Below are 24,033 nucleotides of genomic sequence, written 5' to 3'. Positions count from 1 at the left end.
TCAGAAAAACCCCCAATGATTGGGGGTTTTTTCAAATACAAAGATTGTATTATTTACGGCGAATTGATCGAAGGATCAATTTTTCTGGTAAAGATCTTTATACAACCGACTCTCAAAACGCACGAGAGGAACGCGTCGGCTCCGTTGTTGGTTTTGTGGTACCGCATAGGCAGAGATAAACTGTACGAAAGCAACGCGTTGCCCACTAGCCGTCGTGATAAAGCCTGCTAAGTTATAGACGCCTTGTAAAGCCCCTGTTTTAGCTGAAACTTTGCCATTCACACCGGCTTCATCTAAGCCGCCACGGTAACGTAATGTACCGTCATGTCCTGCAAGAGGCAGCATAGAGATAAAATCAAGTTGCTGATCGTTTTTAGCGATAAATTGTAGAATTTCCATCATTGTCGTCGGCGTGATCAGGTTATGGCGGGATAAACCAGAGCCGTCGACCATAACGGTATTACCTAAATCGATGCCCGCTTTTTGTTTTAAAACCTGCCTAACAGCATCCGACCCCGAGCGCCACGTACCGGGAACACCGTAATAGTCTCGACCAATAGTACGAAAGACAGTATCAGCAATCATATTGTCTGATTTTTTCAACATCACCTTCAATAGGTCATGCAGCGGCTGAGATTCGGTTTTGACGAGGACCTGCGATTGTGCCGTTGGTTGGGTACGCTTTTTGACATGCCCTGTTAGCGCTATGCCCGCATTTTGCAGTTCATTTTTAACAATAGCGCCGGAATAGCTTGCGCCATTTTGTACCGCAAAGGCAAGGGGGAGAGGTTCACTACGTTGTGATAGACAGCCTGTTAACGTGTAGCGATTTAGCTCGCCAGGAACCACATCCAGTTCACAATAACGCCCTTCAGGGTCTCCCTTAGCTAATGTTTTAACCTCACTGAACATATTGACGGGGTAGAAACTGGCTGCCTTGATATAAGCCATATCCCCTATTTTTTGAGCGGGATAGAGTGAAACAGAAAAACAGTTTCTATCGATAATGGCTGCGGCAGGCGGTGCACTAAAGCATTGCGTCATATCGTTCCATACCCAGCCCGGCGCTTTATCATGGCTAGTAAATGCCGAAATATCGACAATTAAATCACCTTCAACTTTGTGGATACCAATCTGTTTCAGCGCATTGACCATATTGCGGATTTGCTGGCGTGTGAGTGTTGGGTCGCCACTAAAGCGGATAACGAGGTCGCCCGTTAGCGTATTGTTGTTTAATTTTGCATTGGTTTCGAAATTCGTCACAAAACGGTAATCAGGACCAAGCTGTAGCAAAGCCGCGAGGGCAGTGACGACTTTTTGGGTACTTGCAGGCAGTGCCATTTGCTGCGCATTGTAATCAATAATGGGGGTGTCACTACCGACTTTTTGCGCAACCAGAGCGAGGTTAGTACCATCGGGTAAATATTGCTTATAATCATCAATTGGAATGGCAAATGCTTGTCCTGTGGTGAAGACAAGTCCTAAAGTGATGATCCATTTTCTGGTAAGTGTTAATAACGGCATAAATTTCACGCATTAGGGTAGACATACTGTACATACTAAAGTGTAATGCCTGAAAAAGTAAACGATGACCCGCTATTAACTCTACGTTAGAATGGTTAGCATTGTGATAAGATAAGTGTGTGAATGGGTTTTAAAGACACATTCACAGCCTGTGTATTGTTTGAGCCTCCCCATTAACCATGGGGCGGTTCAGTGTACTGTTGTTACAAAAATCAGGAAGATACTTATTTTTAGATAGGATTGAAACAGAGGTATTTATCAATGAAACAGATTCCAATGACGGTATTGGGTGCAGATAAGTTACGAGAAGAGCTCGATTATCTTAAATCTGTCCGCCGCCCGGAAATTATTGCAGCGATTGCGGAAGCCCGCGAACACGGTGACTTGAAAGAGAACGCAGAATATCATGCCGCTCGCGAACAACAGGGTTTTTGTGAAGGCCGAATTCAAGAAATTGAATCCAAGCTTTCCCATGCTCAGGTTATTGACGTCACGAAAATGACAAACAATGGTCGTGTGATTTTTGGTGCGACAGTTACTGTGTTGAATGTTGATACGGATGAAGAGCTGACTTATCGCATAGTGGGTGATGATGAAGCAGATATTAAAATCAATCTGATTTCCGTTAACTCACCGATTGCACGCGGCTTGATCGGTAAAGAACAGGATGATGTTGTCACTATCAAAACGCCCGGTGGCGACGTTGAGTTCGAAATTCTTAAAGTTGAGTATATCTGATTCCTATTTGCCTGAATTGGTTATATTATTTTACTGTATTAGCGAAAAAGGCCGCTGGCGGCCTTTTTCTTCATATAAAAGCTGCCTTCAATGGCATTTTTATATAAATTAAGGGTGATTATTTAGGTAAAATAATTTTGCGCTCATCCGATGGTCGGTAGAGAACAAGTATCTTGCCTATAATTTGTACATTAACAGCACCTGTTTCGCGAACGATCGCTGCGGCGATCAAATTTTTAGTTTCGCGATCTTCGCCTGCGATTTTGACTTTGATAAGCTCATGATGTGCTAATGAAAGTTCAATCTCAGCTAAAACACCCTCAGTTAACCCATTGTTACCAATCATAACAACTGGGTTGAGGTGATGAGCGAGGCTTTTCAGGTGTTGGATTTGTTTTTTATTAAGATTCATCGATTTTTTGCTTCGTTAGTATTGAAAATGGCTTATTCTACCGCCATCTGATATCTATCACCATCAATTATATTTATCGGATGGTAAAGAAGTAACAATGAACACCCAAAATAATTCGAATTACATGCAGTGGTATCATCAACGTTCATGTAGGCCGAAAAATGATGGGGATAGATGTGCTCTATTTAGTATAGTTGGAAAATGCAATGGCCAATAAAAAACGTTCGGCAAGCTCTAGTCGCTGGTTGCAAGAACATTTTAGTGATAAATATGTTCAACAAGCACAAAAAAAAGGGCTTCGCTCACGTGCATGGTTTAAACTGGATGAAATCCAGCAAAGTGATAAAATTTTTAAACCAGGTATGACCGTTGTTGATTTGGGGGCAGCACCCGGAGGCTGGTCACAGTATGTGGTTAGTCAAATAGGCCATAATGGCCGGGTGATTGCTTGTGATATTTTACCGATGGACCCGATTGTTGGCGTTGATTTCCTTCAAGGAGATTTTCGTGAAGAAGCAGTGCTAGCTGCACTGTTAGAGCGGGTTGGAGATAAAAAAGTCCAGGTAGTCATGTCTGACATGGCTCCCAATATGAGTGGGACTCCCGCGGTCGATATACCTCGGTCGATGTATTTGGTTGAGTTAGCATTGGATATGTGCCGTGCTGTGCTGGCTCCTGGGGGCAGTTTTATTGTTAAAGTGTTTCAGGGGGAAGGCTTTGACGAGTACCTCAGGGATATCCGTTCCCTATTTACGAAAGTAAAAGTTCGTAAACCCGAATCTTCGCGGGCACGATCGCGTGAAGTATACATTGTAGCGACAGGGCTAAAACTGTAGTACCCTGAACGTTATTTGTTAACACAGTTGTAATATGAGGTTAATCCCTTGAGTGACATGGCGAAAAACCTGATTCTCTGGTTAGTCATCGCAGTTGTTCTGATGTCCTTGTTCCAGAGTTTTGGCCCAAGCGATTCGAATAATCGCAGAGTTGATTATTCTACGTTTATCAATGAGTTAGCCCAGGATCAGGTACGTGAAGTTCGTATCACAGGTCGTGAATTAAACGTCAGAAAGGCTGATAATAGCCGTTATACAACTTATCTTCCTATGCAGGATGAGAAGCTGTTAGACACGTTGCTAAATAAGCACGTAACTGTCGTTGGTGAGCCACCAGAAGAACCTAGCTTTCTGCAAACTATCTTTATTTCCTGGTTCCCAATGCTTCTGCTGATCGGTGTCTGGATCTTCTTTATGCGCCAAATGCAAGGCGGTGGCGGTAAAGGAGCAATGTCATTCGGTAAAAGCAAAGCTCGAATGCTAACGGAAGATCAAATCAAAACGACTTTTGCCGATGTTGCTGGCTGTGATGAAGCAAAAGAAGAAGTTGGTGAAATTGTTGATTTTCTACGTGAACCAGCTCGTTTCCAGAAGTTGGGAGGTAAAATACCAAAAGGCGTCCTGATGGTAGGTCCTCCAGGTACAGGTAAAACTTTGCTTGCTAAAGCAATTGCTGGTGAAGCCAAAGTACCATTTTTTACGATTTCAGGTTCTGACTTTGTTGAAATGTTTGTCGGTGTTGGTGCATCGCGTGTTCGTGATATGTTCGAACAAGCGAAAAAAGCAGCACCTTGTATTATCTTTATCGATGAAATCGATGCGGTTGGTCGTCAACGTGGCGCTGGTTTAGGTGGTGGTCACGATGAGCGTGAACAGACTCTGAACCAAATGCTGGTTGAGATGGACGGTTTTGAAGGCAATGAGGGTATTATTGTTATTGCGGCAACAAACCGTGCTGATGTTTTGGACCCTGCATTATTACGTCCAGGCCGTTTTGACCGTCAGGTTATGGTAGGTTTACCAGATGTACGCGGTCGTGAACAAATATTAAAAGTTCACATGCGTCGTGTTCCTATTGATCCTGCTGTTGATACAGCCATCCTTGCTAGAGCAACGCCTGGGTTCTCCGGTGCTGAATTGGCAAACCTAGTGAATGAGGCAGCCCTGTTTGCGGCTCGTGCCAACAAACGCGTTGTTTCAATGGTTGAGTTTGAAAAAGCTAGGGATAAAGTATGGCTGGGGGCTGAACATCGTTCTTTGATGATGACAGAAGAACAAAAAGAAGCTACCGCGTATCACGAAGCAGGCCATGCAATTGTTGGTTATCTGATGCCTGAGCATGACCCTGTGCATAAAGTGACGATTATCCCTCGTGGGGGTGCATTGGGCGTTACTTTCTATCTACCTGAAGGCGACCAAGTCAGTGCAAGCCGTCAGAAATTAGAAGGGAATATCGCTAGCACATACGGTGGTCGTATTGCAGAAGAGTTAATTTATGGTCATGACAAAGTCTCTACAGGGGCGTCAGGCGATATTCAGCAAGCAACCAACACCGCTAGAAAAATGGTGACTCAGTGGGGCTTCTCTGAGAAGTTAGGGCCAGTACTGTATGCTGACGAGGAAGGGCCTGCATTTTTAGGTCGCTCGGGGCACAGCTCGACTTATTCGGATGAAACTGCTCGCATTATTGATGAAGAGATTAAAGCAATTATTGAGCGCGCTTACCAAGTCGCCTATAAAACGCTGACAGACAATATGGATATTCTGCATGCTATGAAAGATGCATTATTGAAATATGAAACCATTGATATGCCAATGATTGATGATTTGATGAATCGTCGTCCTGTACGCGAACCGGCGGGCTGGGATGAAGACAAAAAAGTCAACAATGTAACGGGTTCTTTTGGTGCTGCGGTTAATACATCAAAACCTGAAACAACGACTGAAAAACCTCAATCTGAAGAGCCAAAAAACAGTAATGATGAATCTCATTCATCAGACAATACAAACGATAACAAACCACAATAAGCTATCGTTAAGTGATATGGAAAAACCCCAGTTCTCTGGGGTTTTTTACGTTAAGGTGAAATAACGATGAAAATTAGAGCAAGGGCTTGTGAACTCGATCTATCCACACCAAAAGTGATGGGGATTTTGAATGTTACTCCTGATTCATTTTCAGATGGTGGCACTCATAATCGTTATCATGACGCATTGGAACATGCCGCTAAGATGGTGAATGAAGGGGCATCGATTATTGATATTGGCGGTGAATCGACGCGTCCGGGAGCGGCAGAGGTTTCTGTCAATGAAGAACTCGATAGAGTTATTCCAATTGTGGAAGCCATTGCACAGCGTTTTGATGTGTGGATTTCTGTTGATACTTCAAAAGCGGAAGTGATGTCAGAAGCCGCAAAAGCAGGTATGCACTTAATCAATGATATTCGCTCATTACATGAGCCAGGAGCCATTGAAGTTGCGGCACAAAGTGGCTTACCCGTTTGTATTATGCATATGCAAGGTCAGCCAAGAACCATGCAAGATGCGCCTAATTATGAAAATGTTGTAGCAGATATTAAAGCTTATTTTGATGCTGAAATTGCGCGTTGTGTCGCGGCAGGTATTGATAAACAGCAGATAATACTCGATCCCGGTTTTGGTTTTGGTAAAAACCTGTCACATAATTATCAACTGCTGGCAAATTTGGATCAGTTTCATGATTTCGGACTACCGCTATTGGCAGGAATGTCCCGTAAATCTATGATTGGAAACTTATTGAATGTTCCACCACAAGAAAGGCTTGTGGGAAGTATTGCTTGCGCAACTATCGCAGCGATGCAAGGCGCACAGATTATTCGTGTACATGATGTCAAAGAGACCGTACAAGCAATGCAGATCGTTCAGATGACTCTGTCAGAAAAGGAAAAGTTAGCGTATGAGTAACCGTAAATATTTTGGTACTGATGGTATTCGTGGCAAAGTGGGTGACAGCCCAATCACGCCTGATTTCGTATTAAAATTAGGCTGGGCAGCAGGGAAAGTTCTCGCTCGCCATGGCTCACGAAAAATTATTATTGGTAAAGATACGCGTATCTCCGGTTATATGTTGGAGTCATCTTTAGAAGCGGGTCTAGCGGCTGCGGGTTTATCTGCGTCATTTACTGGCCCAATGCCAACACCTGCCGTAGCTTATCTGACACGTACTTTCCGCGCTGAGGCGGGGATTGTAATTTCTGCGTCTCATAACCCTTATGATGATAATGGGATTAAATTCTTCTCGATTGATGGGACTAAATTGCCTGATGAAGTCGAAGAAGCGATAGAAGCGGAGATGGAAAAACCAATCACATGTGTTGAATCCGCAGAGCTAGGTCGCGCAAACCGTATTGTTGATGCTGCGGGTCGTTATATTGAATTTTGTAAGGGCACTTTCCCTAGTGAACAAAGCCTCTCTAGCCTAAAAGTCGTTATCGACTGTGCTAATGGCGCAACTTACCATATTGCACCGAATGTATTTCGTGAGTTAGGGGCTGAAGTCATCGCGATTGGCTGTGAACCTAATGGGATCAACATTAATGAGAAGTGTGGCGCTACGGATGTTCGCATGCTACAAGAGCGTGTGCTTGCAGAAAAAGCGGATGTGGGGCTAGCCTTTGATGGTGATGGTGACCGTTTGATTATGGTTGACCATGAAGGCAATAAAGTCGATGGTGACCAAATTCTCTATATCATTGCGCGTGAAGCATTACGTCAAGGCCAATTAAAAGGTGGTGTTATCGGCACGCTGATGAGCAATATGGGGTTAGAAATCGCTCTGAAACAACTTGGCATTCCTTTTGAGCGCGCAAAAGTGGGTGACCGCTATGTACTTGAGAAGCTCCAAGAAAAAGGTTGGAGAATGGGGGCTGAAAACTCAGGTCATATTATCTTATTAGATAAAACGACGACGGGTGACGGTATTGTGGCTGGTCTGCAAGTACTCAGTGCGATGGTTCGTAACCAAATGAGTTTGCATGACTTATGCAGTGGCATGAAACTGTTACCGCAAGTATTGGTTAACGTACGCTTTTCTGGCTCACATGACCCATTACAAAGTGAAGCTGTATTGGCCGCGAGTGAGCAAGTCGAGAAAGAGTTGGCAGGCAAAGGTCGTGTTCTGCTGAGAAAATCAGGTACAGAACCTTTGATTCGAGTCATGGTCGAAGGTGAAAATGAAGCTGACGTTTTGGCGATGGCTAACCGCATTGCTGATGCAGTAAAAGCGGCAGGTTAATCATTTTAACGATAGGATCGTTTAAAAATAAGGCACTAACTGAGAGCCTGACAAAATTGCCCATCCCGAGTTCATTTGCTGTTTTTTTCCGCAAATGAACTCGGGAAATGAAATTTGGCTTGCTTGTCGGCTCAGCTTTGGTTAGTATTCGCACCTGCTTAATCCCGTAAAGGTCATACTTAAGCGGCAAATAAGCGGGTGTGCAGTATTATAGGTCATAGTGGTTACACTATGTTCCGCAAACTGAATAGGTAACTCAAATGTACATAGCTCTTTTAATTGTTTTCTTGTTGGTAGCTATCGGTCTGATTGGTCTGATCATGTTACAACAAGGTAAAGGTGCTGACATGGGTGCGTCATTCGGTGCGGGTGCCTCTGCAACACTGTTTGGTTCATCGGGTTCTGGTAACTTCATGACTCGTATGACTGGAATCTTGGCTGCTGTATTTTTCATTATCAGTTTGATCCTTGGCAATATGACTGCCAATAAATATGGAACTGGTAGCAAATGGGAAAATATTAGTGAACCGGCAAAAGTCGAGCAACCAACAGACGTTCCGGCAGCACCAGCAACACCAACGAGCGATATCCCTCGTTAAGTGTTAAAGATTCCGGATGAAGGCATTTAAGCCATCATCAATAAAGTAAAAAAGAATTTGAGGTTATTGTTAAGTTATTCATCAATAACCTCGCCTCAGTGCCGAGGTGGTGAAATTGGTATACACGCTACCTTGAGGTGGTAGTGCCTACAAAACGGGCGTACGGGTTCAAGTCCCGTCCTCGGCACCATTATTTAAGATAACTTGTGCTCTACAGGTTATTTGTGTAGAATATGTCACGTTTTCGAACGCGGGATGGAGCAGCTTGGTAGCTCGTCGGGCTCATAACCCGAAGGTCGTCGGTTCAAATCCGGCTCCCGCAACCAATTCTTAGTCAGCATATCTTATCAGATGTATTTATCGGAAATTCTCATCGATTTATCACGGTTTTAAAGATATACTAAGAACATGGTGAACCCGTTGGCACTACAGGGTCCAGTTTCATAAAGCCCCGAAATTTCGGGGTTTTTTGTTATTTGACAATCGAATTAACTGGGCTTTTATAGCCCTTTTTTTATGTCTGGGGGTGGGCTTGTCCACATTAGAACAAAAATTGACAGAGATGATTTCAGCACCGGTGGAAGCACTTGGCTTTGAATTTGTAGGCTTAGAGTTTGTCCGTGCTCGTACATCGACATTGCGTGTTTTCATTGATAGTGAAGAAGGCATCACTGTTGATGATTGTGCTGATGTCAGCCATCAGGTGAGTGCAGTATTGGATGTCGAAGATCCAATCTCTGTGGTCTATAACCTAGAAATATCGTCACCAGGGCTAGAACGCCCACTGTTCACTGTCGCACATTATGAGCGTTTTGTCGGTGAAGAGGTGGCACTGACTTTACGCATTGCGATGCAGAACCGCCGTAGATGGCAAGGCATTATAAAAGCTGTCGAAGGTGAAATGATAACGGTTACTGTGGATGGTAAGGATGAAGTGTTCGCCCTTGGCAACATCCAGAAAGCTAACTTGGTACCCCACTTTTAATTAAGTTCAATGAGGCAACTAGGATGAACAAAGAAATTCTGGCTGTTGTAGAAGCGGTTTCTAACGAAAAATCCCTCCCTCGTGAAAAAATCTTCGAGGCACTGGAAACGGCACTAGCGACAGCAACCAAAAAGAAATATGAGCAAGAAATTGACGTTCGTGTCGAAATCGATCGCAAATCCGGTGATTTTGATACCTTCCGTCGTTGGCTGATCGTTGAAGATGTAACGATGCCAACACGTGAAATTACGTTAGAAGCAGCACAATTTGAAAACCCAGAGCTAAAACTGGGCGAATACGTTGAAGACCAAATCGAGTCCGTTGCTTTCGACCGTATTACAACCCAAACTGCAAAACAAGTGATCGTACAGAAAGTACGTGAAGCGGAACGTGCGATGGTGGTTGATCAATTCCGTGAGCAACAAGGTGAGATCATCACCGCTCAAGTTAAGAAAGTAAACCGTGAAAATATCACGTTAGATCTTGGTAACAATGCTGAAGCGGTGATCTTACGAGAAGATATGTTACCGCGTGAAAACTTCCGTCCAGGTGACCGCATCCGTGGAGTCCTGTATGATGTTCGTCCGGAAGCACGTGGCGCACAACTTTTTGTTACCCGTTCTCGCCCAGAAATGTTGGTTGAATTATTCCGCATTGAAGTGCCAGAAATTGGTGAAGAAATTATTGAAATCAAAGCCGCTGCTCGTGATCCGGGTTCTCGCGCTAAGATCGCAGTAAAAACTAACGATAAGCGTATTGACCCGGTCGGTGCGTGCGTTGGTATGCGTGGCGCGCGAGTTCAAGCTGTTTCTAGTGAGCTAGGCGGCGAGCGAATTGATATTGTGTTATGGGATGATAACCCAGCTCAATTCGTGATTAATGCAATGGCTCCGGCTGATGTGGCATCTATTGTGGTTGATGAAGACAAATGTACAATGGATGTTGCCGTAGAAAGCAGTAACTTAGCTCAGGCGATTGGTCGTAACGGCCAAAATGTGCGCTTAGCAGCACAGTTACTGAAAAAACACCGTGGTGATGACAAATGGGAATTGAATGTCATGACTGCAGAAGAGCTGAATGCAAAACATCAGGCAGAAGCGCATGCTTCTATTGACACATTCACTAAGCATCTTGACATTGATGAAGAGTTCGCCACTGCACTTGTTGAAGAAGGCTTCTCGACGTTAGAAGAACTGGCCTACGTGCCTATCAAAGAGCTTCTGGAAATTGACGGTTTAGATGAAGAAACTGTTGAAGTTCTACGTGAAAGAGCGAAAGCGGCCCTCACTACGATTGAATTGGCTCAAAAAGAGAGTCTAGGTGATAACCAGCCGGCAGAAGATTTATTGAATCTGGATGGTATGGATAATACTCTGGCCTATAATTTGGCTATTCGCGGTATCTGTACACTGGAAGATCTTGCTGAGCAGGGCATCGACGACCTGATTGATATCGAGGGTCTGGATGGTGAGAAGGCAGGTGCACTCATCATGGCCGCACGTAATATTTGCTGGTTCGGTAACGATGCGTAAACACTGTAGCAGGAAGGAACGGCATGACAGAAACTGTAAAATCATTGGCAGCAGAAATTCAAACCACAGTTGAACGCCTGGTACAGCAATTTGCTGAAGCAGGGATCAAAAAAGGTGAGAATGACTCTGTTAGTCAGGCAGAAAAAGAAACATTGCTGGGGCACTTGAATCGTGAGCAAGGCGGTTCAGCGAGCCAGCCAAGTAAGTTAACATTGCAACGTAAAACGCGTAGTACGTTGAGTGTTCCAGTCACCGGTGGTAAGAGCAAATCGGTAAATGTAGAAGTCCGCAAAAAACGCACTTATGTGAACCGCGACGCTGAGCAAGCACAAGCGGAAGAGCAGGCGAAGCGTGAAGCGGAAGAGCAAGCACGGCGCGAAGCTGAAGAACTGGCTAAACGTGAAGCAGAAGCAAAACGTATCGCAGAAGAAAATGCGAAGCGTGAAGCGGAAGCGAAGCGTGCAGCCGAAGAGAAAGCAAAACGTGAAGCAGCTGAGAAAGCTACGCGCGAAGTAGCGGAAAGAGAAAAAGTGAAATCAAGCGAAAATCATCAAAAAGCTGGCAAAGCCGGTGAGACCAACTCTGAAAAACAGCGCCGTGAAGCTGAAGCAGCAGCTCTGAAGCGTAAAGTTGAAGAAGAAACTCAACGTAAAGTTGAAGCAGAAGCGAGACGTGTCGCAGAAGAGGCTCGCAAAATGGCAGAAGAAAACAACGAAAAATGGAACAATGATTCCAGAATCGACGACGATAGTGACTATCACACGACGACTTCTCGCCATGCTCGTGCAGCGGAAGATGAAAGCGACGAAAAAGAAGAAGGTCGTCGTTCTCGTAACCGTAGTGCGAAAGCGCCTCGCCAAAAGAAAGGCAATAAGCTTTCTGAAAAAGCCGATCGTGAAGAAGAACGCGCTGCTGGCCGCTCTAATCGCGTCAAAGGTAAACAACGTAAAGGTAGTTCACTGCAACAGAGCTTTAACAAGCCTGCGGCAGCAGTAAACCGTGACGTGGTTATCGGTGAAACGATCACTGTTGGTGAACTCGCTAACAAAATGGCGGTGAAAGGTTCACAAGTGATTAAAACAATGATGAAGATGGGCGCGATGGCGACTATCAACCAAGTCATTGACCAAGAAACTGCGCAGCTTGTTGCAGAAGAGATGGGTCACAAAGTTATCCTTCGTCGCGAAAATGAGCTAGAAGAAGCGGTAATGAATGACCGTGATACGGGTTCAGCAGTTGAAGAGCCACGTGCACCGGTTGTTACCATCATGGGTCACGTTGACCATGGTAAAACATCACTGCTTGACTATATTCGTTCAACGAAAGTCGCTTCAGGCGAAGCAGGTGGTATCACTCAGCACATCGGTGCTTACCATGTGAAAACTGATAAAGGGATGATCACCTTCTTAGATACTCCGGGTCACGCCGCGTTTACGTCAATGCGTGCTCGTGGTGCTCAGGCAACGGATATCGTTGTTCTGGTTGTTGCAGCAGACGATGGTGTGATGCCACAAACTATCGAAGCCATCCAACACGCAAAAGCGGCGGGTGTGCCTATCGTTGTTGCTGTGAACAAAATTGATAAACCAGAAGCGGATCCAGATCGTGTAAGAAATGAGCTGTCACAATACGGTGTTATTTCTGAAGATTGGGGTGGTGATACTCAGTTTATTAGCGTATCGGCGAAAAAAGGTACCGGTATCGATGAGCTGCTTGATGCTATCTTGCTACAAGCAGAAGTCCTTGAGCTGAAAGCAGTTTACGCAGGTATGGCAAGCGGTGTTGTTGTTGAATCTTACCTTGATAAAGGTCGTGGTCCAGTTGCAACGATTCTTGTTCAAGAAGGTACGCTCAACAAAGGCGATATTGTTCTTTGTGGTTTTGAATACGGCCGTATTCGTGCAATGCGTAACGAACTCGGTAAAGAAGTTCAATCTGCTGGCCCATCAATGCCTGTTGAGATTTTAGGTCTATCCAATGTTCCATCCGCAGGTGATGAAGCAACCGTTGTTCGTGACGAGAAAAAAGCACGTGAAGTTGCATTGTATCGCCAAGGTAAATTCCGCGATGTGAAATTGGCTCGCCAACAGAAATCTAAACTGGAAAACATGTTTGCTAACATGGAAGAAGGTAAAGTTTCTGAACTGAACATTGTTCTAAAAACCGACGTTCAAGGTACTTGTGAAGCGATTACTGACTCACTGTTAAAACTATCGACTGATGAAGTTAAAATCAAAATCATCGGTTCTGGTGTGGGTGGTATTACCGAAACTGACGCAACTCTGGCTGCGGCATCGAATGCGATCATTCTTGGCTTTAACGTTCGTGCTGACGCATCTGCTCGCCGCGTTATTGAGAGTGAAAGTGTTGACTTACGTTACTACTCCGTCATCTATAGCTTGATTGATGAAATCAAACAAGCGATGAGCGGTATGTTAGCACCTGAATACAAACAGCAAATCATGGGTCTTGCAGAAGTCCGTGACGTCTTTAAATCACCGAAGTTTGGTGCTATCGCTGGTTGTATGGTGACAGAAGGTACTATCAAGCGTAATAACCCAATCCGTGTTCTGCGTGATAACGTGGTTATTTACGAAGGTGAGCTGGAGTCACTGCGTCGCTTTAAAGATGACGTCAACGAAGTCCGTAATGGTATGGAGTGTGGTATCGGTGTTAAGAACTACAACGATGTCCGTGTTGGCGATATGATTGAAGTCTTTGAAGTGATTGAAGTTAAACGTTCGATTGACGGTTAATTTCTTTTATACCCGCGAAGGGGGCATATCGCTTATCGCGGGTATCCATAGCTTTGTATTTATTGGGGGGCAATAGCCCCCCAAAATGTCAGGAGATATAACGATGGCAAGAGAATTTAGTCGTTCTCAGCGCGTAGCCCAAGAAATGCAAAAAGAAATTGCGATTATCTTGCAGCGTGAAGTTAAAGATCCCCGCATTGGCATGGCAACTGTTTCAGGTGTCGAGCTATCAAGAGACTTGGCTTATGGTAAAGTTTTCGTGACTTTCCTTAACATTTCTCATGAAGAACATGAGTCTCAAATGGTTCAAGATGGCATTAAAGCGCTCAATGAAGCTTCTGGCTTTATTCGTTCTTTGCTAGGAAAAGCGATGCGTTTACGCGTTATTCCAGAGTTAACGTTCTCTTACGATAGCTCATTGGTTGACGGTATGCGTATGTCTAACTTAGTTTCCAATGTTATTCGTAATGATGAAATGCGTCGTGCGAACGCGGATGATAAAGAGGAAAAATAATGGGGCGTCGTCGTAGCGGCCGTGACATACATGGCGTTTTGCTGCTGGATAAACCCACTGATATTTCTTCAAACGATGCGCTGCAAAAAGTGCGGCGCTTCTTCAATGCAAATAAAGCGGGTCACACGGGAGCGTTAGATCCACTTGCAACAGGGATGCTCCCTGTTTGTCTCGGTGAAGCAACCAAGTTTTCTCAATTTTTACTCGACTCAGACAAGCGTTATCGTGTGATTGCCCGTCTAGGACAACGTACTGACACTTCGGATTCCCATGGTCAAATCATCAGTGAGCGTAACGTTGAGTTTACACAAGCTCAGCTTGATGAGGCATTAGCGCATTTTCGTGGTGATACATTGCAAGTGCCATCAATGTATTCGGCACTAAAACATCAAGGGAAACCTTTGTATGAGTATGCGCGTAAAGGGATCACCGTTGAGCGGGAAGCACGGCCTATCACAGTGTATGAGTTACAGTTTATTCGTTTAGAAAATAATGAACTGGAACTGGAAATTCACTGCTCTAAAGGTACTTATATTCGTACCATTATTGACGATTTAGGTGAGATGTTAGGTTGTGGTGCACATGTCATTTACCTACGACGCTTGCAGGTAGCAAACTACCCTTATGCGCGGATGGTGACATTAGAGCAGCTCGCCGCATTAAGAGCGCAAGTTGATGAAGGCAATGGCACTTTTGAATCGCTGCTCGACCCTTTATTGTTGCCGATGGATACTGCGGTGGTGCATTTTCCTGCCGTTAATTTGACAGAAGAAACGGCGGCATACTTTAAGCAGGGCCAGCCTGTTAGGGCGAATATTGGTCAATTAGCGGAAGGCACCATGGTTCGCGTGACTTGTGGTACTGTTGAACGTTTTATTGGCATTGCGTTGATCAGTGAAGATATGCGGGTTGCTCCTCGGCGTTTAGTTGTTGAAAATGAATAATCCGCATGGCGGCACTTATTGCTTTGCGACTATAAGCAGCGTAGAATAGCGGCGCTTAATCTGTGAGATGCTAAATTAGAGATTGGCTCTCATTACATACATTTATACATTTGGAGTTTAATATGTCTCTAAGTACTGAAGCTAAAGCAAAAATCGTTGCTGAATTCGGCCGCGATGCTAACGACACTGGTTCAAGCGAAGTGCAAATCGCTTTGTTGACCGCTCAAATCAACCATCTGCAAAGCCACTTTGCAGAGCACAAAAAAGATCACCACAGCCGTCGTGGTCTGCTGCGTATGGTTGCTCAGCGTCGTAGATTGCAAGCTTATCTGAAAAGCAAAGATATCGCGCGTTACACCGCTCTTATCGAGCGTCTGGGTCTGCGTCGTTAATCGAGTCAGTTTCAGTGGAAAGGGGCCTAATGGCCCCTTTTCTTCTAAAAGTTATATTTAAAGTTGAAGTAAGACTCGAATTATACTTAACTTAAATGCTAAGCTATGATTCGTAATTAATTGTTTTATTAACGCCTCTTCAGCTACACCGATTCGCGCGGCTAATGAGAAAATTGATCATTTGAATATCTGTCTTCTCATTAGTCGCGAGGCTGTAGTTAGGAAGAGAAAGCCAATGCCACGAGAGAGAGTCGAGTGGCCTAAAATAAAGGGTACTATTTTGTTAAATCCTATCGTACGCAAATTTCAATACGGTCAACATACCGTATCCATTGAAACCGGCATGATAGCGCGTCAAGCGACTGCCGCTGTTATGGTAAACATGGATGATACAGCCGTTTTCGTGACCGCGGTTGCTCAGAAAAAAGTTAAAGAAGGCCAAGACTTCTTCCCTCTGACCGTTAACTACCAAGAGCGCTCTTATGCTGCTGGTCGTATTCCAGGCAGTTTCTTCCGTCGTGAAGGCCGCCCTGGTGAAGGTGAAACGCTGATCGCGCGTCTTATTGACCGCCCATTACGCCCTCTGTTCCCAGAAGGTTTCCTGAACGAAATCCAAATCATCGCAACCGTTGTTTCTGTTAACCCACAAGTTAACCCGGATATTGTTGCTATGATCGGTGCATCGGCTGCATTGGCGTTGTCTGGTGTTCCTTTTAATGGCCCAATTGGTGCGGCACGTGTTGGTTTTATCAATGACCAATATGTTCTGAACCCAACAGCAGATGAGCTAAAATTAAGCCGCCTTGATTTAGTGGTAGCAGGAACAGAAAGCGCAGTTCTGATGGTTGAGTCAGAAGCGGATCTGTTAAGTGAAGAGCAAATGCTGGGTGCCGTTGTTTTTGGTCATGATCAACAACAAATCGTGATTCAAGAAATCAATGAGTTAGTTAAAGAAGCAGGTAAAGAAAAATGGGATTGGCAACCAGAGCCAGTTAACCAAGCTTTACGTGATAAAGTTGCAGCGCTGGCTGAAAGCCGTATGGGTGATGCTTATCGTATCACTGAAAAACAAGAGCGTTATGAGCAAGTTGACCTGATCAAAGAAGAAGTCACAGCAGCAATCGTGGCTGAAGATGAAAATGTCGACGTAGCTGAAGTTGCTGACATTCTAGCGAACCTAGAAAAACAAGTTGTTCGTAGCCGTGTCATTCGTGGTGAGCCACGTATTGATGGTCGTGAAAAAGACATGGTTCGTGCGCTGGATGTACGCACTAGCGTTCTGCCACGTACTCACGGTTCTGCGCTATTTACCCGTGGTGAAACTCAGGCATTAGTCACTGCAACACTGGGTACTGAACGTGATGCACAGGTTATTGACCAGTTAATGGGCGAATATACTGATCGCTTCTTGTTCCACTATAACTTCCCTCCATACTCTGTTGGTGAAACAGGTATGGTTGGTTCGCCTAAGCGTCGTGAAATTGGTCATGGTCGTTTAGCGAAACGCGGTGTGATGGCGGTCATGCCTGATCATGCTGATTTCCCATACACTGTTCGTGTTGTATCTGAAATCACTGAATCAAACGGTTCATCATCAATGGCGTCGGTTTGTGGTGCTTCTTTAGCACTGATGGATGCAGGTGTACCAATTAAAGCAGCGGTTGCTGGTATTGCTATGGGTCTGGTTAAAGAAGGCGATGATTTCGTCGTACTTTCTGACATCCTTGGTGATGAAGACCATTTAGGCGATATGGACTTTAAAGTCGCAGGTAGCCGTGATGGTATCAGCGCACTGCAAATGGATATTAAAATCGAAGGTATTACTCGCGAAATCATGCAAGTTGCATTGAACCAAGCAAAAGGTGCTCGTCTGCACATCCTAGGTACAATGGAACAAGCGATTAACAGCCCTCGTGATGATATTTCTGAATTTGCACCACGTATTCACACTATCCGCATTAATCCAGATAAGATTAAAGATGTTATCGGTAAAGGTGGTTCGGTTATCCGTGCGCTGACAGAAGAAACTGGCACTACAATCGAAATTGAAGATGATGGTACAGTGAAAATTGCTGCAACTGATGGCTTGAAAGCAAAAGAAGCTATCCGTCGTATCGAAGAAATTACTGCTGAAGTCGAAGTCGGCCGTGTTTACCAAGGTAAAGTTACTCGTATCGTTGACTTTGGTGCGTTCGTTGCTATCGGTGGTGGTAAAGAAGGCTTAGTGCATATTTCTCAAATCGCCGATAAGCGTGTTGAGAAAGTGACTGACTATCTGCAAATGGGTCAAGAAGTTCCTGTTAAGGTGTTGGAAATCGACCGTCAAGGCCGTATCCGCCTAAGCATGAAAGAAGCTGTTGCGACTGAAGAAACTCCAGCACAGCAGCAGGACTCAGCAGAATAGGCTGAATCTAAGCAGCGCCCTATAAGTTAGGGCGCATAGCCGTAATTTGCTGAAATAGTGGTAATGTAAGGGCGGAGTATGCTGAATAGTATCTGTCTTCGGTTTAGGGGCTTAAGCACGTTTACTCGTGTGGTCTCTGCGCTTATCTTTTTTGTGCTCATTGGATGCAGCAGTAAAGATTGGCGTAAAAACGAGGTATTTGCTGTTCCTCTGCAACCTTCATTACAACAAGAAGTAATATTGGCTCGTATGGAACAAATCCTTGCGAGCCGATCTTTAACCGATGACGAATACGCTCAGCTTTTATATGAGCGCGGAGTGTTGTATGATAGTCTCGGTTTGAGGGCGTTAGCGCGCAATGATTTTTCAACGGCGTTAGCGATTCGCCCTGATATTCCTGAAATTTTTAACTTTTTAGGAATATATTTTACGCAGGCTGGCAACTATGATGCCGCCTATGAAGCGTTTGATTCTGTATTAGAGCTTGATCCAACTTACACTTTCGCGCGTATGAACCGCGGCATCGCATTATATTACGGTGGTCGGTACAAACTAGCGCAAGATGATCTGCTGGCGTATTATCAGATAGATCCAAATGATCCTTTTCGCACGCTATGGCTTTATCTCGTTGAGAAAGACATAGACCCGCGAGTGGCGCAAGATAATCTTGCAGCTCGTTATGACCGTGCGGAGAAAGGGCTATGGGGCTGGAATATCGTAGAGTTTTACCTTGGCAAAATCAGTGAAAACACATTGATGGAGCGCTTGAAAGAAACTTCTACGGATAACACTTCGCTCGCTGAGCATCTCAGTGAAACTAACTTCTATTTAGGTAAGCATTACCTAAGTCTGGGGGATAAGGATAGCGCAACTGCGTTATTCAAACTGACGGTGGCTAACAACGCTCATAGCTTTGTTGAACACCGCTATGCATTGTTGGAATTGGCGCTGTTAGGCCAAGAACAAGACGACCTTTTAGAATCGGGCCAGCAATAGCTGACGAACATTTCATCACTATTTTTTGAGTCATCATCCTTCGGGGTGACGGCCTATTTGTTCGTTTAATAACACAATTTGAGCCAGTTCACATTTTAAATGAAAATGACCGAAATGATTTTCGCACGGTTATGTAAACTGGCCGCCATTAAGTATGAGGCACCTTTACATGACCACCGAGACTGATATCTCTTTCGCTGATTTAGGTTTATCAGCGTCTATTTTGACTGCACTAAACGACCTGGGATATGAAAAACCTTCTCCGATCCAAAAACAATGTATTCCATTGTTAATGGACGGTAATGATGTGTTGGGTATGGCACAGACGGGGAGCGGTAAAACCGCAGCCTTTAGTTTGCCGCTACTGCACAACATTGATCCAGATTTAAAAGCTCCGCAAATTCTAGTCCTAGCCCCAACACGTGAGTTGGCGGTTCAGGTTGCTGAAGCGATGGGCGATTTTTCTAAACACATGAGCCGTGTTAACGTGGTGGCCCTATATGGTGGCCAGCGTTACGACGTGCAATTGCGTGCTTTGCGCCAAGGGCCACAAGTTGTTGTAGGAACGCCTGGGCGTCTGCTTGATCATCTGAAACGCGGTACATTAGACCTGTCTAAATTGAAAGGCTTAGTACTGGATGAAGCTGATGAAATGCTGCGTATGGGCTTTATTGAAGATGTTGAAAACATCATGAGCCAAATTCCAGCAGAGCATCAAACAGCGCTGTTTTCAGCGACGATGCCAGAACCAATTCGTCGTATAACACGCCGTTTCATGAAAGAGCCTAAAGAAATTCGTATTCAGGCTAGCATCACAACACGTCCAGATATTGCTCAAAGCTATTGGACTGTTTACGGCATGCGCAAAAATGAGGCTCTGGTTCGTTTCTTAGAAGCCGAAGATTTTGACGCAGCAATTATTTTTGTTCGTACAAAGAATGCAACGCTGGAAGTGGCAGAAGCGCTCGAGCGCAACGGTTATAACAGTGCTGCATTGAACGGTGATATGAACCAAGCGCTACGTGAACAAACGCTAGAACGTTTAAAAGACGGTCGTTTGGATATTTTGATCGCCACTGACGTTGCTGCTCGTGGTCTTGATGTTGACCGTATTAGCTTAGTCGTTAACTATGACATCCCAATGGATGCAGAGTCTTATGTTCACCGTATCGGTCGTACTGGCCGTGCAGGGCGTGCTGGCCGTGCACTCTTGTTCGTAGAGAACCGTGAGCGTCGTTTGCTGCGTAACGTTGAACGCACCATGAAGCTAACGATCCCTGAAGTTGAACTGCCAGATTCACAATTGCTAAGTGAACGTCGTCAGGCGAAATTTGCTGAAAAAATCCAACAGCAATTTGAAAGCAGTGACTTAGACCAATACCGCGCGCTGTTAAAGAAACTGTCACCGTCAGAAGATGTTGATATGGAAACATTGGCCGCCGCGTTGCTAAAAATGGCTCAAGGTGAGCGTGCACTTATTCTGCCACCAGATGCACCGCGTCGCCCACGTCGTGAATTCAATGACCGTGATGATCGCCGTCGTGATCGTAATGGCAATGGCTTTGACCGTGCAGAGCGTGGTGATCGTAGTGGTCGTCGTGAGCGCCGTGATGTTGGCGATATGGAAATGTATCGCATCGAAGTCGGCCGTGATGATGGCGTAGAAGTGCGTCACATTGTAGGGGCGATTGCCAATGAAGCGGATATTAGCAGCCGTTATATTGGTAATATCAAGCTGTTTGGCTCTCACTCAACGATTGAGCTACCAAAAGGCATGCCAACCGAAGTGTTAACTCACTTAAGCCGTGCACGCATTTTGAATAAACCAATGCAAATGCAATTAATTGGTGATGCACAGCCGTTTGAACGTCGTGAGCGTCGTGGTGGTTCACGCCGTGACGGTGGCTTTAATGGTGAGCGTCGCAACGACCGTGAGGGTGGCAATCGTCGTGGTGGCCATCGTGGTAACGGACGTGGTCGTAATGAAGATCACAACTCGGCAGCTCCGCGCCGCCGTAGCACCAGCCATAATGCTTAATTACACACATTTACCGAGTGTTTCTATTTAGGAAGCACGACTTAAATTGTGAAAAAACCGCTTCAAATTAATGGAGCGGTTTTTTTATGCCGTTCTAACACGGCAGGTAATAACACTATTTATTATCTAATAATTCTTCCGCTTGCCTTTGTGGCATGGGTAATTCGTCATGGCTGACAATCACTTTTTTCAGTTTATGATTAAACGCCGTAACGGTAATTTCTTCTAATAACCTGACTTCAACGGGGCTTAGTCCACCTTCATTTTTTTCTAAGGCTTGTATAACAATGCGGTGATGAGGGGTTAAAGGAAGGCGAATACTGAGTTTCATTGCATCAATAAGCTGTATTAGGAGGCTTTGGGCGACGTAGAAATCTCCGACAATTAACCGAGAAGATGAGAACTCCCCTTCGGCGGTGTACTCCTCATGGGTCTTTAGGTTTTTTAAAGTCATTGAGTTAGTGCGAAGTTGTAAATAGAAGTCCGCCATGTGTGATCTCCTTATAAACTCGTTATCCGCCAAGTTGCAGTATGTTGACTTGTCGCCTAGCGACAACGCAAATTATTTAGAGTCAGTATGGCACATTAAATGATCCCCAGCGCTTCTTTTAGTGGTTTTAAGTAACGACGGCTGACAGGAATATGTTCGCCCGACCTTAAAACGAGCTCTGCTTGCCCATTGTCACCAAACAAAATCTCACTTAATTCTGTCATGTTCACCAAATACTGGCGATGGCAACGGACCAAAGGTGTGCGTAACTCTAGCGTTCTCAGTGTCAGTTCGGTGAAGCCCTCTTGACCTTGCGTGCTCATCACATAAACACCACTCATCCGCGAGGTCACATACTGCACTTCGTCCAACTTCATCAGCCAAATACGACTGTGACCAGTACAAGGAATAAATTTGAGCGGTTCATGGTCACTTAGGATCTCGAGATCTTGTTTTTGCTTGCCTTGGCGTAGACGGGTTAGTGTTTTATTTAGCCTTTCACTCTCTAATGGTTTTAATAAGTAATCAAAAGCATGTTCTTCAAAGGCTTGTATGGCAAATTCATTAAATGCAGTTAGAAAGACAATATAAGGCCTATCTTCAGGGTCGAGCATGCGTACCATTTCAAGGCCCGTAATACGTGGCATCTGAATATCAAGAAACACGACATCGGGCTTCTTTTTATGGATAACACTGATCGCCTCAATGGCATTGGCACACTCATCCATAATTTCAATATCATCATGCTCTTCCAACAAACAGCGTACATTTTCCCGCGCAAGTGGTTCATCATCAACAATCAATACATTCATAGAAATTTAATCATTTTATTCTGTTAGCCTATAAGGCAGACGTAATTGCACTCGCGTAAACTGTTCAGGTTCATATTCCACGCTAACGCCATATTGTTCGCCATATTTTAGGCGTAGACGCTTATCAACTAGGCTCATGCCTAATCCATCGTTCTGAGCTGTGGGTTGATAAAGACCTGCATTATCTTCTATCTCAATATAAACCTGTTCACAGCGTATATAACTTCTAATTGTAATATATCCAGTGTCTAATAACTGTGAGGTGCCGTGTTTAATTGCATTTTCAACGATCGGTTGTAAGGAAAAGGCAGGTAACTCTACTTGTCTTAATGCTTCAGGGATATCCAGCTCTATCTGTAATTTCTCACAAAAGCGTGCTTTCTCAATTTGTAAGTAAGCATTTACATGCTCTAACTCTTCGCCAAGCGTTGCATTTTGTTCCGGACGCTTAAGGTTATTACGAAAGAAGGTGGAAATATATTGCACTAGCTGACCCGCTTGTTGGCTGTCTCTGCGAATAACGGCTTGTAGCGTATTGAGGACATTAAATAAGAAGTGAGGGTTTACTTGCGCGTGAAGTAGCTTCACTTCGGATTGTAGTAATGATTGTTTATTGCGTTCATATTGCCCAGCAAGGATTTGTGCCGAAAATAGACTCGCAATGCCTTCACCCAATGTACGGTTGATAGAGCTAAATAAACGGTTTTTGGCCTCATACAGTTTAATTGTACCAATAACGCGTTCGTTCTCTCCCCTAAGTGGGATCACCAGTGCAGAGCCGAGCTTACATGTTGGGCTTAACGAACATTTATAGGGGGTTTCATTACCATCGGCATACACCACCTCGTTATTATCAATTGCTCGGCGCGATTGTTCTGAAGCTATGGGGGTTCCGGGGCAATGGTGATCGGCTCCTATCCCAATAAAAGCTAATATTTTTTCTCTATCGGTGATGGCGACCGCACCAATTTCTAGCTCTTGATAGATAATTTTAGCCACTTTCATACTGTTATCGGTATTGAACCCTTTACGTAAAATACCATCTGTGCAGAGGGCTATTTTTAGGGCCTGTGCGGAGAATGCGGTTGTGTATTTTTCTACGATAGCGCGGCGATCGAGTAAAATCCGAATAAACATCGCGGCACCAATCGTGTTGGCAATGACCATCGGGGCGGCAATACTTTTGACCAGTTCCAGTGCTTCGCCGAAAGGGCGGGCAAGTAATAGGATGATCAGCATCTGAATAATTTCGGCCACAAAGGTAACGCAACTGGCGGTGAGAGGATTAAATATTTTATTGATCTGACCGCGTTTCATATAGTAGCGGTGGACTAAGCCACCAATTAGCCCTTCCACGATGGTGGAGACCATACAACTGAAGGCGGTCATGCCGCCGAGTGAGTAACGGTGTAATCCTCCCGTGAAGCCAACAGCAAACCCAACCGCGGGGCCACCAAGTAATCCACCAAGGACAGAGCCAATGGCGCGTGTATTTGCTATTGAGTCGTTAATGTGTAACCCAAAATAGGTTCCCATGATGCAGAAAACCGAGAAAATGAGATAGCACATCACTTTATGGGGTAAGCGAATGGTCACTTTTAATAATGGAATAACAAGGGGGGTTTTACTGAGCGCCCATGCAATGACCAAATAAACGCACATCTGCTGTAGTAGCAGCAGAATGAGATCAAACTCGTACATAAAGGTTTCCAGTTGGTGGCGTCTTAACAGGGCAATTGTAACGTAAGCGGCTGATTTGATAATAGCGATTTGGTCAAAGTTAACTTT

Annotated in this window: 20 protein-coding genes and 2 tRNA genes; 17 read left to right on the top strand and 5 right to left on the bottom strand. The window is 44.7% G+C overall.

The features are described from left to right. Positions 1-75: 75 nt before the first annotated feature. The gene (gene dacB / locus PR709_RS14375) at positions 76-1,524 is read right to left on the bottom strand and encodes a serine-type D-Ala-D-Ala carboxypeptidase (protein WP_004915760.1); all 1,449 of its coding nucleotides are present in this window, start codon (positions 1,522-1,524) and stop codon (positions 76-78) included. Between the two features lie 261 nt (positions 1,525-1,785). Here dacB and greA point away from each other — a divergent pair, with 261 nt between their 5' ends. Beyond that, positions 1,786-2,262 carry a transcription elongation factor GreA gene (greA, locus tag PR709_RS14370; protein WP_004915763.1) on the top strand — a complete coding sequence of 159 codons (477 nt, stop codon included), beginning with the start codon at positions 1,786-1,788 and terminating at the stop codon, positions 2,260-2,262. Positions 2,263-2,380: 118 nt separating this feature from the next. On the opposite strand, the gene yhbY is transcribed toward greA, so the two are convergent. Further along, complete coding sequence (yhbY, locus tag PR709_RS14365; protein ID WP_014657324.1) at positions 2,381-2,674, bottom strand: ribosome assembly RNA-binding protein YhbY; 294 nt, start codon at positions 2,672-2,674, stop codon at positions 2,381-2,383. Between the two features lie 206 nt (positions 2,675-2,880). Here yhbY and rlmE point away from each other — a divergent pair, with 206 nt between their 5' ends. The 16 genes from rlmE to PR709_RS14285 all read left to right on the top strand — a co-directional run bounded on the left by rlmE (position 2,881) and on the right by PR709_RS14285 (position 20,943). Further along, positions 2,881-3,510: a 23S rRNA (uridine(2552)-2'-O)-methyltransferase RlmE gene (gene rlmE / locus PR709_RS14360; protein WP_004915770.1), complete on the top strand. Its 630-nt coding sequence runs from the start codon at positions 2,881-2,883 to the stop codon at positions 3,508-3,510. A gap of 48 nt (positions 3,511-3,558) precedes the next feature. Further along, positions 3,559-5,538, top strand: a complete 1,980-nt coding sequence (gene ftsH, locus PR709_RS14355; RefSeq protein WP_127891335.1) for an ATP-dependent zinc metalloprotease FtsH — start codon at positions 3,559-3,561, stop codon at positions 5,536-5,538. A 66-nt stretch (positions 5,539-5,604) separates the two neighbouring features. Next, positions 5,605-6,453, top strand: coding sequence for a dihydropteroate synthase (gene folP, locus PR709_RS14350; RefSeq protein ID WP_004915787.1), 849 nt, complete (start codon positions 5,605-5,607; stop codon positions 6,451-6,453). Next, complete coding sequence (gene glmM / locus PR709_RS14345; RefSeq protein WP_004915791.1) at positions 6,446-7,783, top strand: phosphoglucosamine mutase; 1,338 nt, start codon at positions 6,446-6,448, stop codon at positions 7,781-7,783. The genes folP and glmM overlap by 8 nt, the downstream gene beginning before the upstream one ends. Before the next feature lie 260 nt (positions 7,784-8,043). After that, positions 8,044-8,382, top strand: coding sequence for a preprotein translocase subunit SecG (gene secG / locus PR709_RS14340; RefSeq protein ID WP_004915793.1), 339 nt, complete (start codon positions 8,044-8,046; stop codon positions 8,380-8,382). 100 nt (positions 8,383-8,482) lie between these two features. Beyond that, positions 8,483-8,572: transfer RNA gene (locus PR709_RS14335), tRNA-Leu, on the top strand. A gap of 59 nt (positions 8,573-8,631) precedes the next feature. Continuing rightward, positions 8,632-8,708, top strand: a tRNA-Met gene (locus PR709_RS14330). Positions 8,709-8,914: 206 nt separating this feature from the next. After that, a complete protein-coding gene (gene rimP / locus PR709_RS14325; RefSeq protein ID WP_014657325.1) occupies positions 8,915-9,367 on the top strand; it encodes a ribosome maturation factor RimP in 453 nt (150 codons plus the stop codon). A 23-nt stretch (positions 9,368-9,390) separates the two neighbouring features. Further along, positions 9,391-10,899: a transcription termination factor NusA gene (nusA, locus tag PR709_RS14320; RefSeq protein ID WP_004915799.1), complete on the top strand. Its 1,509-nt coding sequence runs from the start codon at positions 9,391-9,393 to the stop codon at positions 10,897-10,899. Between the two features lie 23 nt (positions 10,900-10,922). Next, positions 10,923-13,655, top strand: a complete 2,733-nt coding sequence (infB, locus tag PR709_RS14315; RefSeq protein ID WP_004915802.1) for a translation initiation factor IF-2 — start codon at positions 10,923-10,925, stop codon at positions 13,653-13,655. A 103-nt stretch (positions 13,656-13,758) separates the two neighbouring features. Further along, positions 13,759-14,169 carry a 30S ribosome-binding factor RbfA gene (gene rbfA, locus PR709_RS14310; protein WP_014657326.1) on the top strand — a complete coding sequence of 137 codons (411 nt, stop codon included), beginning with the start codon at positions 13,759-13,761 and terminating at the stop codon, positions 14,167-14,169. Further along, on the top strand, positions 14,169-15,113 hold the full coding sequence (gene truB / locus PR709_RS14305) for a tRNA pseudouridine(55) synthase TruB (RefSeq protein ID WP_121874804.1): 945 nt from the start codon (positions 14,169-14,171) through the stop codon (positions 15,111-15,113). Before rbfA ends, truB begins: the two co-directional genes overlap by 1 nt. A gap of 122 nt (positions 15,114-15,235) precedes the next feature. Further along, on the top strand, positions 15,236-15,505 hold the full coding sequence (gene rpsO, locus PR709_RS14300) for a 30S ribosomal protein S15 (protein WP_004915813.1): 270 nt from the start codon (positions 15,236-15,238) through the stop codon (positions 15,503-15,505). A gap of 280 nt (positions 15,506-15,785) precedes the next feature. Next, positions 15,786-17,909 (top strand): polyribonucleotide nucleotidyltransferase, encoded by a 2,124-nt coding sequence (gene pnp / locus PR709_RS14295; protein ID WP_014657328.1) that lies wholly within the window; start codon positions 15,786-15,788, stop codon positions 17,907-17,909. Between the two features lie 78 nt (positions 17,910-17,987). Continuing rightward, positions 17,988-18,905, top strand: coding sequence for a lipoprotein NlpI (gene nlpI, locus PR709_RS14290; protein ID WP_004915819.1), 918 nt, complete (start codon positions 17,988-17,990; stop codon positions 18,903-18,905). 169 nt (positions 18,906-19,074) lie between these two features. Further along, the gene (locus PR709_RS14285; RefSeq protein WP_004915822.1) at positions 19,075-20,943 is read left to right on the top strand and encodes a DEAD/DEAH family ATP-dependent RNA helicase; all 1,869 of its coding nucleotides are present in this window, start codon (positions 19,075-19,077) and stop codon (positions 20,941-20,943) included. A gap of 115 nt (positions 20,944-21,058) precedes the next feature. Here the strand turns inward: PR709_RS14285 and PR709_RS14280 are convergent, their stop codons facing one another. The 3 genes from PR709_RS14280 to PR709_RS14270 form a co-directional block, all read right to left on the bottom strand. Further along, complete coding sequence (locus PR709_RS14280) at positions 21,059-21,433, bottom strand: YjaA family stress response protein (RefSeq protein ID WP_004915826.1); 375 nt, start codon at positions 21,431-21,433, stop codon at positions 21,059-21,061. A gap of 95 nt (positions 21,434-21,528) precedes the next feature. After that, positions 21,529-22,245, bottom strand: coding sequence for a two-component system response regulator BtsR (btsR, locus tag PR709_RS14275; RefSeq protein ID WP_014657331.1), 717 nt, complete (start codon positions 22,243-22,245; stop codon positions 21,529-21,531). A gap of 15 nt (positions 22,246-22,260) precedes the next feature. After that, positions 22,261-23,946: a sensor histidine kinase gene (locus tag PR709_RS14270; RefSeq protein ID WP_004915834.1), complete on the bottom strand. Its 1,686-nt coding sequence runs from the start codon at positions 23,944-23,946 to the stop codon at positions 22,261-22,263. Positions 23,947-24,033: the final 87 nt, after the last annotated feature.

This window comes from Providencia sp. PROV267 (genome assembly GCF_028477825.1).
Lineage (GTDB): Bacteria > Pseudomonadota > Gammaproteobacteria > Enterobacterales > Enterobacteriaceae > Providencia > Providencia stuartii.
Note: the sequence above shows the minus strand (reverse complement) of the source record. Positions and strands in the feature narration are given on the sequence as shown.

What these genes read in the sequence shown, in the direction of transcription:
- dacB (WP_004915760.1), bottom strand. Translation starts at nt 1,524, where the DNA reads ATGCCGTTATTAACACTTACCAGAAAATGGATCATCACTTTAGGACTT.
- greA (WP_004915763.1), top strand. Translation starts at nt 1,786, where the DNA reads ATGAAACAGATTCCAATGACGGTATTGGGTGCAGATAAGTTACGAGAA.
- yhbY (WP_014657324.1), bottom strand. Translation starts at nt 2,674, where the DNA reads ATGAATCTTAATAAAAAACAAATCCAACACCTGAAAAGCCTCGCTCAT.
- rlmE (WP_004915770.1), top strand. Translation starts at nt 2,881, where the DNA reads ATGGCCAATAAAAAACGTTCGGCAAGCTCTAGTCGCTGGTTGCAAGAA.
- folP (WP_004915787.1), top strand. Translation starts at nt 5,605, where the DNA reads ATGAAAATTAGAGCAAGGGCTTGTGAACTCGATCTATCCACACCAAAA.
- glmM (WP_004915791.1), top strand. Translation starts at nt 6,446, where the DNA reads ATGAGTAACCGTAAATATTTTGGTACTGATGGTATTCGTGGCAAAGTG.
- secG (WP_004915793.1), top strand. Translation starts at nt 8,044, where the DNA reads ATGTACATAGCTCTTTTAATTGTTTTCTTGTTGGTAGCTATCGGTCTG.
- nusA (WP_004915799.1), top strand. Translation starts at nt 9,391, where the DNA reads ATGAACAAAGAAATTCTGGCTGTTGTAGAAGCGGTTTCTAACGAAAAA.
- infB (WP_004915802.1), top strand. Translation starts at nt 10,923, where the DNA reads ATGACAGAAACTGTAAAATCATTGGCAGCAGAAATTCAAACCACAGTT.
- rbfA (WP_014657326.1), top strand. Translation starts at nt 13,759, where the DNA reads ATGGCAAGAGAATTTAGTCGTTCTCAGCGCGTAGCCCAAGAAATGCAA.
- truB (WP_121874804.1), top strand. Translation starts at nt 14,169, where the DNA reads ATGGGGCGTCGTCGTAGCGGCCGTGACATACATGGCGTTTTGCTGCTG.
- rpsO (WP_004915813.1), top strand. Translation starts at nt 15,236, where the DNA reads ATGTCTCTAAGTACTGAAGCTAAAGCAAAAATCGTTGCTGAATTCGGC.
- nlpI (WP_004915819.1), top strand. Translation starts at nt 17,988, where the DNA reads ATGCTGAATAGTATCTGTCTTCGGTTTAGGGGCTTAAGCACGTTTACT.
- PR709_RS14285 (WP_004915822.1), top strand. Translation starts at nt 19,075, where the DNA reads ATGACCACCGAGACTGATATCTCTTTCGCTGATTTAGGTTTATCAGCG.
- PR709_RS14280 (WP_004915826.1), bottom strand. Translation starts at nt 21,433, where the DNA reads ATGGCGGACTTCTATTTACAACTTCGCACTAACTCAATGACTTTAAAA.
- btsR (WP_014657331.1), bottom strand. Translation starts at nt 22,245, where the DNA reads ATGAATGTATTGATTGTTGATGATGAACCACTTGCGCGGGAAAATGTA.
- PR709_RS14270 (WP_004915834.1), bottom strand. Translation starts at nt 23,946, where the DNA reads ATGTACGAGTTTGATCTCATTCTGCTGCTACTACAGCAGATGTGCGTT.